This window comes from Chloroflexaceae bacterium (genome assembly GCA_025057155.1).
In the GTDB taxonomy this organism is placed as follows: domain Bacteria; phylum Chloroflexota; class Chloroflexia; order Chloroflexales; family Chloroflexaceae; genus JACAEO01.
Genome location: JANWYD010000012.1, coordinates 131580 through 146694, shown reverse-complemented (window position 1 = coordinate 146694; position 15115 = coordinate 131580). Strand labels below are relative to the sequence as shown.

Sequence of the window (15115 nt, the reverse complement as noted above, 5' to 3'; positions counted from 1 at the left end):
TCCCCTCCCCTGCCAGAGGGGCGGGCGCGGCCCACGCCCGTGCAGGCGGGCAGGCGCAGCCTACGCCCCTGCCGGTGAAGGTGAAGCTCTCCCACGACCCTCTCCGCAGGTTCGGTGAATTGTACAAGGAGCGCCCCAATGAGTGAAACGGGCTACTTCCAGGATTACTACCCCGATGAGTTGAGCCACTGCTACGGCTGCGGGCGTCTCAATGAGCACGGCCTGCACATCAAAAGCGCCTGGGATGGCGAGGAGACCGTGGCCTACTTTACCCCGCGAGCGTACCATACCGCTATTCCTGGCTACGTCTATGGCGGTTTGCTGGCATCGCTGATTGACTGCCACGGCACCGGCACGGCCTCGGCGGCGGCCTACCGGGCTGCCGGGCGACCGATGGGCAGCGAACCTCCGCTGCGGTTCGTCACGGGGTCTTTGCAGGTCAGTTATCTGCGCCCCACGCCCCTGGGCGGCGTGCTCGAGGTGCGTGGTCGGGTCAAAGAGGTAAAGGGACGCAAGGTGGTGGTGGAGGCGTGGATCGTAGCTGAGGGCGAGGTGACCGTGCGTGGCGAGGTGGTGGCTGTGCAGATGCCTGAGACGATGCGCCCTGAAAGATAGATGGCCCCTGGAGACGAGGGCGCGAGGCAACCGGTCGCCTCGCGCCCTCGTGCCTGTCTGGAACCAGGCTCAAGCCCCTTCGTCCTTACGGCCCAACCTTGTCAACCCGCGACTGCACCCAGAAGTTCTTGTTCAGGTCGCCGGTGGCGACAAGGGTGTACACCCAGCCATTCTCGAAGCGCAGCGGGGGCGTGGTGAAGACCACCGCGCTCTGGCCGGCCGGACTGATGTCAAAGCGGTAGGTGCCTGCATCAACCTCGACCGTGGCCGCGGCCTTGAAGGGCGCGTTCGCCACTACCACCGTGCTCGTGCCGGCCAGCTTGATATCTACCGCTGGAGCGTTGGGGCTGGCGTGAATGATGCGCACGCGCGCCTTGCCCGCCGGGACGGGGCTGAGGTTGTCTTCGAAGAGCGCAGCTTCGATGTTCTTGACGAACCCGACCGCAGCCACCGTGCCGGTATAGCCGCCGCGCACATTCAGGGTGGCGCGCAGCACGGCCTCCGACTCGGGCTTTCCAGTCGGCGCCACCGCCACGTTGTAGCTGCCGTCGGGCAGGCTGAGGTAGTTGCTTACGGCGAAGAAAGGCACATTGGTAAGCACGGCCCGCCCGTTGACGTAGACGTCAACAGCGGGAGCATCTGGCGAGGCGTGCATGACCCGGACCATGTTCATAGTCTGGGCACTGGTCGCCGGGGCGGCAACGGCGATCATGATCAGGGCGATCAGGGCCAGGACTAGTTTGCGTAGCATAGGCAACTCCTCTGTACTGTGCGATTACGTTTCCCTCATATACGTCGCTGAGGCGGGGTTGGATGTGTCCTCTCCCACGGCTAATACTAAATCTTTGGAGCAATCTTCGACCTCGGCTTGTTTCGCTAACGTTGGCGGCCTGTAGCTTGTGCAGAGAGCGTGCGCCGATCCGGTATAATCCTCATAGGCGGCCCTCCGCAGAATGGCCAACTGATATGTCTGGAATCTGTGCCAGCCCGCCGCGACTTCTGGCGCTGCTAGTAGCGGCGCTGGCCCTGGTCGCCTGCGGAGGCGCGCCGCCACCTGCACCCACCGCGTCGCCCGCGCCTACTCGCGCCGTCGCTCAACCGTCGCCAGCGACATCCGCGTTTCCACTATCGCCTACCCTTCCTTCAATGCCGCGCCCGCTGGCGCTCTGGGTCGCCGAGGAAGGGCCGGCGTTTGAAGGGGTGCGCGCGCTGGCGCGCGACTTTAGCGCCGAGACCGGGATACCGCTGGAGGTGGTTGCCCGGCCCGCTGATGGATTGCGCCTGAGTCTGGCGACCGCTGCGCTGGCGGGTGATCCGTTGCCGGATCTGTTCTGGGGCGATCAGGAACTGCTGGCGGGATTGCTTGCCGATAGCCAGGTGCAACCGCCAGAGGTGACACTGCCGCAGGATACGCTGCCGGCCCTGCGGACCGCCGCTACCGCCAACAGGCGGCTCTGGGGCGTGCCGCTGTCTACGCGTCATAGCCTGCTGTTGTTTTACAACCGCGCTCTGGCGCCCGAGGCGCCGGCCACCAGCGATGCGCTGATCGTCCGCTCGCGGGCTGCCGCAACGGGTGAAGTTGCCGGCCTGGTCATGGCCTGGGACGAGGCGCGCTGGTTCTTGCCCTGGCTCTCCGCTTTCGGCGGCGACCCTCTGGATCTCGATGGCCAGCGGATCAGTCTGGAGACCCCGGAAATGGTCGCAGCCCTGGACTTGCTGCGCGAGTTATATGTGGCCGCGCCGGACCGTGACGCGAGCTACCAGCGCGGGCAACGGCTGTTCGCGCAGGGCTATGCGGCATTCGCTATTGATGGAGATTGGATGGCGCCACGCTACCGGCAAATGAGCAATACGCTCGATCTGGGTATCGCCCCGTTGCCGGTGATCCCGGCGACCGGGAGGCCCGCCCCCGGTCTGCTTGGGGGCACGTACCTGCTCTTCCAGCGGGATCTTTCCGGCGACGATCTGGCGCGGGCGCGCGCGTTCGCGACGTGGCTGCTGGAACCGGCGACCCAGGCGCGGATGCCCGCCGTGCTCGGGCGTTTGCCAGCCCGCGCTGGAGCGCTGGAGGCTGCGCATGTCGCCGCCGACCCGCTTCTGGCCGCCACCGCCACAGGCGCCGCCCTGGCCCCCGGTCTTCCGCCGACGCCAGCGGCGCGCTGTCTCCTCTCGGCTATCGAGGCCTGGCTGCCGCGCTTGCTCGACGGCGCGATCAACCAGGCTGAGGCCGCTGCCAGGATGCAGGTGGAGGCCGAACAATGCCTGGGTCAGAGGTAACAAGAGTAAACCTGGTTTCCCCCGCCACTGCCCGCCGGGAGGAAAGGGGGCAAGGCTGTCCGGTTCTAACCGGGATGACGGGGAATGCCGACGCGTCCGGGCCGTGACTGCCAGATGAGAGGGCACGAGAGTACAGACCTGTCACACCCTCCTCATAGCAGGAAGCCGGAGACGTCAGGTTGCCGGGCTCACCTTGCAGGGAGAAAACGATGAAGTGCCCGTCCTGCGGCGCAGAGGCGCCTGACGACGCGCTGTTCTGCATTGAGTGCGGGGCCGGCCTGCGGCTCGCTGCCACTGGCCCGACCACGGCGCTTCCCGCGCCGGCTGCGGACGTGCTTGTCTGCGGCGTTTGCAGCGCCGCCAATCCCGCTCACGCCGCCTACTGCGTGCGCTGCGGCGCGCTGATCAAGGGTCACGTCCCGATCCTCGGCGTCAACACGCCGGAACGCCGGGGGCGGTCCACCAAGCCGCTCGCGCCCCCGCCACCCGTATGGCGCGCCGACCGCGGCGGCGAGCTGATCGGTATGGTCGCGTTCCTGATCGGCTTTGGAGTGCTCATGCTTGCCCGCGCACCCATCTGGCCGGGCATCCTTTTCATCATCGGCCTGACAATCTTTCTAACAACAGCAGCGCGCGGACGGATCATCGAGGGCCTGTTCGGCGTGCTCTGGCTGTTTGGCCTGGGTGTGCTGTTTATGTTGCCACGCACCATCTTTTTGCCGGGATTGCTGGTGCTGATCGGTCTGACAATACTGATTGACGTAATAAGAAGATCCGCCAGCAGCCCATGAGTTGGCCATATCGGGGGGCCAGGAGACATTGACGCAATGCCATGCCAGCGCCGAGGCAATGTCAGGCGCAGGCGCGTTCGCCTCCGGCCTCGGCCTGCGCTGGCGCAGGCCCGCTGCGTCCATGCAGGCGGACGCCCCGCCGCAGGCGCAGACGGGACAGGTTCAGGCGTTGCGAGCAAAATAGCTTGCTAGCTTGTTAGCTTGCCAGTTCCCTGATGGGACCATCCGCCTGCCGAGCAGCCGTGGCTTATTAGTATGGAAACAAAGTTTTTCGCTACACCCCCGCCCCCTCCCCAACCCTCCCCCGCTGGGGGAGGGCGCCTGCCTTCTCGGGTGTAGGGTTTTCCGGCGCATCCTCGCGTCCCATTCGCCATCTGGGGCATGGGGACGCCCAACTCCCCCCTCTCCCGCTCGCGGGAGAGGGGGGCGGGAGGGTGAGGACCGTAAGCGTATTGGAATGCTGAAAACTCCTTCTCACGTGAAAAACCCTACACCTGAGAGGAGCGCCTGCCTCCTCCCCCCGTTGGGGGGAGGAGCCGGACGCCCTCCCCCAGCGGGGGAGGGGCGGGGAGGGGGCGGAGTTGCCGAAAACCTTCGTTCACAGACCAATTAGCCCGCAGCGTTCGGCGATGCCGGAATATGTTCTTAACGTTCATCAGCTGCCGGGCGAAGGGGAGCACGCAAGACTTTTCGTCACACCCACCATCTGCGTGGCATTTGACATGCCCCGATCATTGCACTACACTTGCCGGTATTCGCACTTCCACGGACCTGCCCTTGCCCTGTGGCTGGAGGGTCTGCGGGGGACGCCGCTTCTCCAGGCGGTACAGCGCAGCCGCCGGGACGCCAAAGAAGCAGACGGCTGGAGAAGCAGGGGCAAGCGAGTTTCCTCGTCCCACTGCGTTGAGGAGGGTTTGGGAGGGCGCAGCCCTTCCAGAAGGGTATGCTTTAAACGATTGCACGGTGCAGCCGCGTGGGGCTGACGTAAACACCGAGTGAAATCAGGCTGCCTATGGGCCGTATCATCGCTGTCACCAACCTGAAAGGCGGAATCGGCAAGACCACCACCGTGGTGAACCTCAGCGCTGGTCTGGCGCTCAAAGGCGCGCGTGTGCTGCTGGTAGACGTGGACGCGCAGGGCAACCTGGCGATGGCTCTTGGGGCGACCCCGCGCCGCACGCTCTATGACGCGCTGGTTGATGGCGCGCGCGCTGCCGATTGCCGCACTCCCGTGCGCCGCAATCTCGACCTGATCGCTGCCGACGCGACCCTGCTGACGGCCCAGCCGACGATCGCCCGCCGGCCCGACTGGCCGCGGGTGCTCGAACAGGTCCTGCGTCCGCTACGCTCGGAGTACGATTTTATCTTTGTAGACTGCGGCGGTTCGCTGACGGTCCTCAATCTGAATGCGCTGCATGCGGCCAGCGATGTAATCGTGCCGACAACGGTTGAGCCATTTGCGGTGCGGGGCCTGGAAATGCTCGTCACGCAACTCAGCCGGATTAAGGGCAGCGCCAGCAGCCTGCGGGCGATCGTGCCGACCCTCTTCGATGCGCGGACGCGCCAGTCAGTAGAATTGCTGGAGCAGTTGCGCCAGCGGTATGGCAGCCTGGTCAGCCTGCCCATCCGCATCAACGTGCGTCTGTCGGAGTCCTCGGCCCGGGGAAAGACGATCTACGAGTACGATCCGCGCTCCCGCGGCGCCGCTGATTATGCTCAGCTTGTCGAGTGGCTGAGCGATCTCTGGGGCTTTGCGCCGCCATCCCCCGCGCAGCCAGCGCCTCCCCCGCCAGTTGCCGCGCGCCCTGCTCAACCGGCGGACGCGCCTGTTACGCCGCCCCCTCTGGCCGACACTGCGCCCCGGACCGCAGCGGCCCACCAGGAACCGGTCGTCACGGGGGCGGGCAGCCTCCTGTCGCTGACCTGCCCGCACTGTGGCAGCCCGCTGCGCCGCGCTACCGTTGCCGGCTACCGCGTGGTCTTCTGCGATCACTGCCGCTACCGCCAGCAGGAACTCGCCGGCGGGGTCAGAAGATAACGGGCGCGGGCCGTATGGCGGAGAGAAAGGCCTCCTTCGCTCTCCTGTCGCTCTTGCTGGCCGCTGGCCTGATCCTGGCCGCTCTGACCCGCGACGCGCCACTGGCTCGCTGGGACGGGTTGCTGCGCGCCGATGCGCTCAGCGCCCTGCTGGTGATCGTCGTAGCGGCACATGGTCTGGTTACGCTGGCCCACGGCGCGCCGCGTCCCTGGCGCGTGGCGATGACGGCCTGGCTGGTGGGGGCATCCGTGTTGCAGGGCCATCTTGCCGCGCTGGGAGGGCTGCTGGTCCTGGCGGGCTTGCTAGAGGAGACGGGGTCAGACGAGGAACGGCCCATCTGGCGGCTGGCGCCTGTGGGCGTGGTAGCGGGATTGGCGCTCATCGGCCTCACCGGCGGCGCCTGGAACTACGGCGCGCCGCTGGCGGGGGCCGGGTTGAACAGCCTGAGCTTTGTGCTGATCCTCGTTTCCGCGCTGCTGGCGCCGGACGCGCTTGCGCTGGCCGGCACACGCGCGCCCGCCAGCGCGTCGGCGGTCGCTGGCGGTTGTCTCTATACACTGATGCGCCTGTTCAGTCTGGGGCCGTGGAACACGGGCTGGCTTTTCGCCGCCCTGCTGATGGGCGGTCTGGTTGCGCTCTGGGGGGCATGGCGCGCCGCCATCGCTCCCGCTGAGCGGGCCGCGCCATGGCTGGGCCTGTCGTTGAGCGGCATGACCATCGCCGGAGCAGGGATGGGATCGGCGGCCGGGCTTACCGTCGCAGGGTATATCCTCCTGCTCTGGCCAGTGCTGCGGCTGGGACTGGAACGGCCTGCGGCGGGGATGCGCGCGCTCTGGCTGCTCTCCGCCGCCGTACCGCTGAGCGGGCCGTTCGTGGCCGGCTGGCTGGCTATTGCCGCAGCCACCGCTGGAGGGTTGCCCGCGCTGGCGCTCGTGCTGTGGCTGGCTGCGCTGCTGATAGCCCTGCCCCCCGCGCGCCTGGCCCTCGCGCCCGCCGCGCCGTCAACCGGCGACGGGCGGACCTGGCTGGCAGCGGGGTGCAGCGCCGGGCTGGGCCTGGGCGCGCCGCTGCTGCTGATGGGCCTGCTGGCGCCGCTGACGGCCCAGCTCCAGGGTGGCCTGACGCCCTTTGGTGAGATCGTTGTCTGGCCCTGGGCGGGGCTGATCGCCTTTGACACAGCACAGCAGCCAGTGGCCACCCTGCCCTCGCTGGCCATCGTCGGGCTGATGCTTATCCTGAGCGCGCTGTGCTGGGTGGCCCTGCGATTGCTCGCGCTGCGCAAGCGGTGAGCCATGGGCGAACTGCTCGGCGCCCTGGGTCTGGCCTGGCCCCGTGTCGTGTTCTACCCCGGAGGCCTGTTTGCCCTGGCAGCCAGCCATCTGTTGATGCGCTGGCTGGCGGTCTGCGGCGGCGCGCCACTCTGGCCGGCCCCCCCGGTGACCGTGCTCGACCTGGCGCCGCCTCTCGCCGTCCTGACCCTGCTGCCCCTGGCCCCGGCGCCGCCCTTTCCCTTCGGCCTCGATCTGCCCGTCGCCCTCGTGCTGCTGGAGTGGCCACGCTTCCGCGCCGCAGCCGTGCGCGGAAGCGCCCCCGCCGCGGTGCTGCGCGACTACGCGCTGCCGCTGGCGGCGGCGCTGGCCCTGGCAGTGGCGACAGGCGGCCTGGAGCTTGCCGCGCTGCTACGCTGGCCCGAGTCTGTGCCGGAACGGGCGCTGCTGGCGCTGGGCGCTGCGCTCTGGCTGCTGGGCATGCCGCGCCTGCTCCGCGCCGGGCCGGGAGGCGCCGCGGGCGCCCTGCGGGCGCTTGGCTTGCTGCTGGTGGGGGCGTTGCTGCTGCTGGGCGCCCTGGCAGCGGGCCCCGGCCAGTGGCTTCCCGCCGACCGGGCGGGGTGGTTGTTGCCTCCCCTGGCCACGGCGGGGGCGGCCCTGGCTGTGGGGGCCGCGCTGCGCATTCCAGAGCGCTGGCTGACGAGGATGGGAGTGGCGGGATGCGTAGCCGTGCTGGCGCTCGCGGCCTACGCCGCGTCAACCGTGCGGTAACCCCCACGCCCGCGGGGAGTAAAGGCATCGGCCAGATTGGCGATGATCGCGCTGGCGAGCTGCATCTCCACCCGCAGCACCTCGCGCAGACTCTGTGGATCGCGGTCGGGCCACAGCTCGAACAGATCGGAGACAGTGCTGCTCACCAGTTGGGTCTGTTCCAGGCGCAGGCGCTCCGGGCCGCCCTGATACACGCGGCGCACCTCAACCATTACCGGCTCCATCTGGGCGACCTCGGCGGGGTAGAAACGCTCGAACGCATTCGCGACGGCGCGCTGGAACATGCGCACCAGTTCCGTGTCGCTCCGCTCCCGCGCGATGGTGGTCACCACCGTGTAGGTCCACTGGAGATCGAGCGGCTCGACGGGCAGATTGCGGCCCTCGGCGAGCAACTGGTGCACTGGCGTCCAGGTGAAGCTCAGTTCAAGAAAGGGAGGAGTGTTTTCACTGGTAAGAGGCTCATCATGTTCTGGAAAGAGTTCTACTTTACAGGTGCGATCCTGGGTGGCGGGGATGACGCTTTCAATAAACGCATGTTCATGCAGACCCACGGCGAGCCAGGCGTCTTCCAGCCCCGCGACCAGATCGTCATAGGTTATCATTGTGGCTCCTTTGATGGTATTTTGGATTTTGGATTTTAGATTGCTGTATGTGGTGTCTTGGTGAGATCTGGTGATGACGCGCGTGCGCGGTGCGCCGCAGGAACTGGTACAGGAGGCTCATTCGCTACGCGCGCACGGCACGGCCGTGATGAAAACACCAGCAGCGGGCTATCGGCTATTGTCACATTAGATGAACGTGCGTCGCCTGGAGGCGCGTGGAGAGGGCTTTGCCTTTCTAAAAGGGGAACGCGGGTTTCCCGATGTCCCTGCTCATCGAGCCTGGCGGCAACCTGCCGCTGGTTGCATGGCGATGGAGAAATCAGATCTTCCCGCAGCGCCGCCCGCAAGAGCGACCGGAGCGACAAATAGTTCTGCTATTGTAAACCCAACTGTCGCTACAAGCAACTACGATCGTGATTAGTACGATAGTTGCCGGTAAGACGTGCGCCTACACGGTCTGGTATCATGTCCAGGAGTGAGGTTGCCGCGGCGTCTCGCCTGTACCTCTCCGTGGAACGCCGGACAGGCATGTCGCTTTGCCGGGTTCTAACTATAACTATAACTATGGATGCCGACGCCCTCGCCTTAATCTACGAGCAGCTGTCCGGGCTGCGCGCGCAGCTCGAGCGCCTGGCGTCTGAACCGGCGCCGGCGCCTGCCGCTCATGCGGTGCAGCATCTGCGCTCCGCTCCCTTCGCCTGGGAGCTGTGGATCGGCCCGCAAGGCCAGTGTCGTTATAGCAGTCCTGCCAGCAGCGCCATTATTGGCTACACTCCCAAGGAACTCTACGCCGATCCCGACCTCCTGACGCGCTGTGTGCATTACGCCGATCAGGATCTGTGGGCGCGCTACCAGCGCCAGGTGCTACGCGCGGAGCATAGTGAGATCTCTATGCTGTGTCTCCGCCTGGCGCATCGCGCCGGCGCGGTGCGGCGGGTGTTGTACCGCTGCCGCCCATTTACGGATCCAGACGGCATCTGGCAGGGTCGCCACGCCAGTGTGTGGGTGCTTGGCGAAGGTGAGTTCCCGGATCTCGTCCCGCTGGCCCCGGATTCCTGGCCAGGCGCGCAGATGGAGCAGCGTATGTTGTCGGAGTATCACTTCATCCGCTCTGTCGCCGATCTCCTGCCAGCCACGGTCTTTATCTTCGATTTAACGGAACGGCGCGCCGTGTATGCCAATCGTCCCCTTGCCAGGCTGCTAGGCTACGGTCCCGACGAGATCCGCGGTTCCGAGATTGACTCCCTGCCGAGCCTGCTGCATCCCGAGGATCGCGCCAATCTGGAGCGCAGGCTGGAGGAACTGCGCGATATGAGCGATGAGCAGACCGTCGAGCATACCTTCCGCCTGCGCCACCGTGACGGCTCCTGGCGCTGGATGCGCACGCGTGGCCGTGTCTTCCGGCGCGATGCCGAGGGGCGTGTCTGTCAGGTGCTGGGGCAGATAGAAGACGTGACCAGGCAGCATCTCTACGAAGAGCAACTCCACTATCAGGCGAGCCTGCTGGCCAATGTCGCCGACGCGGTGATCGCCACCGATCTCACGTTCCGGATCCAGAGTTGGAATGCTGCTGCGGAACGGATCTATGGATGGACGGCCAATGAGGTGCTGGGCCGGCCGGTTGATGAGGTGCTGGTGACGCGCTACCTGAATGACTCCGCAGAAGCCGCTCTTCAGGTTCTGTTACGCGAAGGGCAGTGGCGCGGCGAGGTGGAGCAGCGCCGGCGCGATGGGAGCTACGTGCCCATCCAGTCCTCGGTCACCCTGCTCCGCAACGGCGTCGAACGGATGACGGGCGTGGTGGCGATCAACCGCGACATCAGCGAGCGCCGGCATGCCGAACGGCTGCTCCAGGCGGTAAATGCGCGCCTCGAACAGACGATTGTCGAAGCCCGCCGCTACGCCGCCGAGGTCATACAGATCAACCAGATGCATGACCTGCTCCAGGTCTGCCAGAACCGCTCGGAAGCCGCCGAGGTCATCCAACTGCGCCTGGCCGCCCTGTTCCCCGATCACGGCGGCTATCTGGCCGTGCGCGTTCCCGGAGCCGATGATCTGGAAGTGATCTGCCAGTGGGGCGAGCAACGCCCGGCTCGGCTCGTGTTCCCTATCGAGGATTGCTGGGCCCTGCGTCGTGGCCAGATCCACGTGCTCACCGACATCCAGACCGGGCCGCGCTGCCGGCATCTCGGCGCGGCCCGCGCTGCGTACAGTTGTTGTCTGCCCCTCGCCGTGCAGAGCGAAATCTACGGCGTGCTGCACGTCGCCGGTGAGGCTCAGCCGCGCAGCGAGTTGCTGATCTCCGTTGGCGACGCGATCAAGCTGGCCCTGACGAACATTGACCTGCGCGAAGCCTTGCGCGAGCAGGCCATTCTCGATCCGCTGACTGGGCTGTTCAACCGGCGCTACCTGGAAGCGACCCTGCCCCGCGAGGCGCACCGCGCGCAGCGCGAGGGCGAGCCGCTCTGCGTGGCGATGCTGGATATTGACCATTTCAAGAGTTTCAACGATCGCTACGGGCACGAAGCCGGCGATATGCTGTTACGCGAGGTGGCCTGGATCTTTCGGGAGCATATGCGCAAGAGCGACATTGCCTGCCGCTACGGAGGCGAGGAGTTTGTACTGGTGCTGCCCGGCTCGGCAGTGGAGGACACAGTGCAGCGGCTGGAACAGATCCGCAGTCTGGTGAACGCCCTGCAGCTTGACTTTCACGGCCGCCGCCTGGAACCCATCAGCATTTCGGCAGGCGTGGCCGCTTACAGCGGCGCCTGCGGCGGCATCGAGGAGTTGCTGCGCGCCGCCGATGAGGCCCTGTATGCCGCCAAGCGCCCCGGACGCAATACGATTGTGGTCCACGGATGAACCCCGGAGCCTGGAACTTGTCCCGCATTGCATCGGCCCTGCCCATTTCCCGGCACCTGTGCTATAACAGAATCAGTGCCACGCTGCGCCTCCGGCTGGCCGGAGTTGCGCTAGAGGGCTGGTCGGCACGATCAGCCTCGTTTTGAGTTGCCATGCGCATCCTTGAGGAGCTTTGCGCCGAACTGGCTGCCCGGCCCGCGCTCGCTCCCATCGCCGCCGCTCTGAGGCAGAGCGGCTCGCGTCTGCAACTGGCGCCGTTGCCAGCGGCTGCTCGCGCGCCCGTGGTGGCCGCCCTGGCCCGCCACCACCGCGCGCCGCTGCTCTTCGTGCTCTCGAGCGCCGATGTGGCCCTGCGCGCCGCCGATGACCTCCGGCAGTGGCTCGGTCCGGCCCGACCGCTCTATTATCCTGCCAGCGACGCGCTGCCCTATGAGCATATGTCGCCGGGCAGCCAGGTGATCGGTCAGCGCCTGCGCGTCCTCCAGGCTCTCGCCGCCTGGCGCGCCGGGGCGGGGCCGGCGGAACCGCCGGTGATTGTCGCGCCAATCAAGGCGCTCATGCAGCCGACGCTGACCCCCGACGAGCTGGCCGAGGCGACGCTGCGCCTGGACCTGGGCGCGACCTGCCGCCCCGAGGTCCTCGCGCGCCAGTTGCTCCACCTGGGCTACCAGATGGCCCCGACGGTGGAGGCGCCGGGCGAGGTGAACCGTCGCGGCGACCTGCTCGATGTCTGGCCCCCGGCGGACGATCTGCCGCTGCGGATTGGCTTCTTCGGCGATGAGGTGGAGAGCATCCGCCGTTTTGACCCCGCTACTCAGCGCAGCGAAGCGCGTCTGGAAATGGCGACCCTCGGCCCGCCGCACGAGATCCCCCTGTGGCGGCGTGAACTGGCCGTGGCCCGCATCGCCGCTCTCGATTGCAGCGGTCTTCGCCGCGAGGCGCGCCTGGAGTGGGAAGCCGCCCGCGAACGTCTGGAGCAAGGGGCGCGCTTCGAGGGCCGCGCCTTCTATGCCCCATTCTATCGGGACGGCATAGGCGCCTCACTGCTCGACCATCTGCCCGAGGGTGCGGCCATGTTGCTCTCCGAGGCGCAGTTTCTGGCGCGGCACGCCGCTGAGATCCACGAACAGGCCGAGCACGGGCGCGCGCGCCTGATTGACGCCGCCGAACTGCCGCCCGCTTTTCCCCGGCCCTACTTCCTCTGGGAGGAACTCTTCGACCCTGCTGCGCCCCCAGCCCGCTGCGCGCTGGCCGACCTCAGCGGCTCCGAAGCGCCCGATACGAGCAGCGCCAGCGAATCCCTCTCCCTGGGTGATCTGCGCTTCGAGGCCGCCGAACTATTCGGCGGCCAGTTCCGCCGCCTGGTTCATGAGATTGTCACCCGTCTGCAACGTGGCGAGCGGGTGCTGGCCGTAACCAGTCAGGCGGCCCGGCTCCAGGAACTGGTCGAAGAGGCGCTCCAGAATGCCGGCGCCGACTCCGCGGCGGCCCGGACGCGCTTCGATGTCGCTCACAGCGCCCTGGAGGGCGGCTGGCGTCTCCCGGCGCTCAATCTGACCCTCTACACCGACAGCGAGATCTTTGGCATTCGCCAGCGCCGCCCCCTCAGCGAGCGCCGCAAACGCAACGCTTCCGTCGAGGAGCGGGCGGCCTTCGTGCGCGGCCTCAAGCCGGGCGATTATGTGGTGCACATCGAACATGGCATCGCCCGCTTCGAGGGCCTCATCCGCCGCGTGGTGGGCGAGATCGAGCGCGAGTATCTGGTGCTGCGTTACGCGGGCGACGATAAAATCTACGTGCCGGTGGACCAGGTGGATCGCGTCACCCGCTACATCGGCGCGGGCGATGCCGCGCCTGCGCTCACACGCCTGGGCACCCAGGACTGGGAACGGGCCAAGCGTAAGGCCCGCGCCGCGGTGCAGGATCTGGCCGAAGAACTGCTGACCATCTACGCCCAGCGCCAGATGAAGCAGGGGCATGCCTACAGCCCCGACAACGAGTGGCAGCGGGAACTGGAAGAGGCCTTTCCCTACCTGGAAACCGAGGATCAGCTCCGCGCCATCGGCGAGGTGAAGCGCGACATGGAGCAACCGGCGCCGATGGATCGCCTGATCTGCGGTGATGTGGGCTTCGGCAAAACCGAGGTGGCCCTCCGCGCCGCCTTTAAGGCCGTGCAGGACGGCAAGCAGGTGGCGGTGCTGGTGCCCACTACCGTGCTGGCCCAGCAGCATTACGACACCTTCCGCAAACGTATGGCCGCTTTCCCGGTGCGGGTCGAAATGCTCTCGCGTTTCCGCCAGCCGAAGGAACAGGAGGCCATCCTCGCCGATCTCGCCCGCGGCCAGGTGGACATTGTCATCGGCACCCACCGCCTCCTCTCCAACGATGTGCATTTCAAAGACCTGGGGCTGGTTGTGGTTGACGAGGAGCAGCGCTTCGGCGTGCGCCACAAGGAGCGCCTCAAGCGTCTGCGCGCAGAGGTGGACGTGTTGACCCTCACCGCCACGCCCATCCCGCGCACCTTGCATATGGCCCTGGCCGGCATCCGCGATCTGAGCGTGATTGATACCCCTCCTGAGGATCGCCTGCCTATCAAGACCTATGTGGCCCCGTACAACGAAGAACTGGTGCGCGAGGCCATCAATCGCGAACTGGAACGCGACGGCCAGGTCTATTTCGTGCACAACCGGGTGCAGAGCATCTACCATGTCGCCAACCGGCTGCGCAGCCTGGTCCCCGAGGCGCGCATCGCCGTGGGCCACGGGCAACTCGACGAGCGGGAACTCGAGCGCGTGATGCTCGAGTTCTTCGACGGGCGCTATGATGTGCTGGTCTGCACGACGATCATCGAGAGCGGGCTGGACGTGCCCAACGCCAACACGATCATCATTGACGACGCCACCGCCTACGGCCTGGCGCAGCTCTACCAGTTGCGCGGGCGGGTGGGGCGCAGCGCCAACCGCGCCTATGCTTACCTGCTCTACCGCCAGGAGAAGCCGATGACCCAGGAGGCCCAGGCGCGCCTGGAGGCCATCCAGGAGGCCACCGAACTCGGCGCGGGCTTCCGGGTCGCTATGCGCGATCTGGAGATCCGCGGCGCGGGCAACCTCCTCGGCGCCGAACAGAGCGGCCACATCGCCGCCGTGGGCTTCGATCTCTACTCGCGGCTGCTGGAACAGGCCGTGCAGCAACTCAAGGCGCGCGTTGACGGAGTCGCCCCATCTGGAGAGGCCGCGCCTCCGGTCAGCCTGAGCGAAGCTGCCAGCAAATTGATCATCAGCGAGAAAGTGCTGGTCTCGCCGCTTGTCACCCTCGATCTGCCGCTGGCGGCCTATCTGCCTGAAGACTACATCGCCGACCCTGTGCTCCGGGTGGCGATGTACCAGCGCATGACCGAGGCCCAGACGGTAGAGGAGGTGCGCGAGTTGCGCCAGGAGTTACAGGACCGCTTCGGCAAGCCCCCGGAGGCGGCTCTGCATCTCCTCACCTGGCTGCACATCAAAGCTCTGGCCCTGCGGGCAGGCGTCAGTTCGGTTGTCGCCTCGGGCGACGAGTTTGTCATTCGCCTGCCCGTGCTGGAGAGCGCCCGGCGCGAGCGTCTACGCAGGCGCTTCCTGCGCGACCACACCGTGAAGGTCGGCCCGCAGTTCGTGCGACTCGACCGGCGGGCCCTCAACGGGGCCTGGAGTGAAAAGCTCATAGGCGTGCTCGAGGCCCTGGCGGCGTGAATGGTCCGTGAATGCTTTGCATTGCTGCCCCCCTCCCAGCCTCCCCCCGCTGGGGGGAGGAGCCGAGCGCCCTCCTCCAGCGGGGGAGGGGTTGGGGAGGGGGCTGGTGGAGCCGCCAGCGCCCCCCCAGACCTATAGAGTTTCTCGAAACGATTGACTCGCC

At 66.8% G+C, this 15115-nt stretch carries 10 protein-coding genes; 8 read left to right on the top strand and 2 right to left on the bottom strand.

Annotated elements, in window-relative coordinates; genetic code table 11:
• The first annotated feature begins 138 nt into the window (after nt 1-138).
• Nucleotides 139-615: a PaaI family thioesterase gene (locus NZU74_12900; protein ID MCS6882223.1), complete on the top strand. Its 477-nt coding sequence runs from the start codon at nt 139-141 to the stop codon at nt 613-615.
• An 85-nt stretch (nt 616-700) separates the two neighbouring features.
• On the opposite strand, the gene NZU74_12895 is transcribed toward NZU74_12900, so the two are convergent.
• Nucleotides 701-1366 (bottom strand): DUF4397 domain-containing protein, encoded by a 666-nt coding sequence (locus tag NZU74_12895; protein ID MCS6882222.1) that lies wholly within the window; start codon nt 1364-1366, stop codon nt 701-703.
• A gap of 215 nt (nt 1367-1581) precedes the next feature.
• Here NZU74_12895 and NZU74_12890 point away from each other — a divergent pair, with 215 nt between their 5' ends.
• From NZU74_12890 to NZU74_12870, 5 genes are all read left to right on the top strand, one after another.
• Nucleotides 1582-2892: an extracellular solute-binding protein gene (locus NZU74_12890; protein MCS6882221.1), complete on the top strand. Its 1311-nt coding sequence runs from the start codon at nt 1582-1584 to the stop codon at nt 2890-2892.
• Nucleotides 2893-3101: 209 nt separating this feature from the next.
• Nucleotides 3102-3683, top strand: a complete 582-nt coding sequence (locus tag NZU74_12885; GenBank protein ID MCS6882220.1) for a zinc ribbon domain-containing protein — start codon at nt 3102-3104, stop codon at nt 3681-3683.
• 1012 nt (nt 3684-4695) lie between these two features.
• Nucleotides 4696-5721: a ParA family protein gene (locus tag NZU74_12880; GenBank protein MCS6882219.1), complete on the top strand. Its 1026-nt coding sequence runs from the start codon at nt 4696-4698 to the stop codon at nt 5719-5721.
• 14 nt (nt 5722-5735) lie between these two features.
• Nucleotides 5736-7010: a hypothetical protein gene (locus NZU74_12875; GenBank protein MCS6882218.1), complete on the top strand. Its 1275-nt coding sequence runs from the start codon at nt 5736-5738 to the stop codon at nt 7008-7010.
• 3 nt (nt 7011-7013) lie between these two features.
• Nucleotides 7014-7760 carry a hypothetical protein gene (locus NZU74_12870; GenBank protein MCS6882217.1) on the top strand — a complete coding sequence of 249 codons (747 nt, stop codon included), beginning with the start codon at nt 7014-7016 and terminating at the stop codon, nt 7758-7760.
• On the opposite strand, the gene NZU74_12865 is transcribed toward NZU74_12870, so the two are convergent.
• A complete protein-coding gene (locus NZU74_12865) occupies nt 7736-8362 on the bottom strand; it encodes a hypothetical protein (protein ID MCS6882216.1) in 627 nt (208 codons plus the stop codon). The two genes, NZU74_12870 and NZU74_12865, sit on opposite strands and share 25 nt — an antisense overlap.
• A 564-nt stretch (nt 8363-8926) precedes the next feature.
• On the opposite strand from NZU74_12865, the gene NZU74_12860 reads away from it, so the two are divergent.
• Together NZU74_12860 and mfd are read left to right on the top strand one after the other, a co-directional pair.
• The gene (locus tag NZU74_12860) at nt 8927-11224 is read left to right on the top strand and encodes a diguanylate cyclase (protein ID MCS6882215.1); all 2298 of its coding nucleotides are present in this window, start codon (nt 8927-8929) and stop codon (nt 11222-11224) included.
• A 152-nt stretch (nt 11225-11376) separates the two neighbouring features.
• Nucleotides 11377-14952 carry a transcription-repair coupling factor gene (gene mfd / locus NZU74_12855; protein ID MCS6882214.1) on the top strand — a complete coding sequence of 1192 codons (3576 nt, stop codon included), beginning with the start codon at nt 11377-11379 and terminating at the stop codon, nt 14950-14952.
• The last annotated feature ends 163 nt before the right edge of the window (nt 14953-15115 follow it).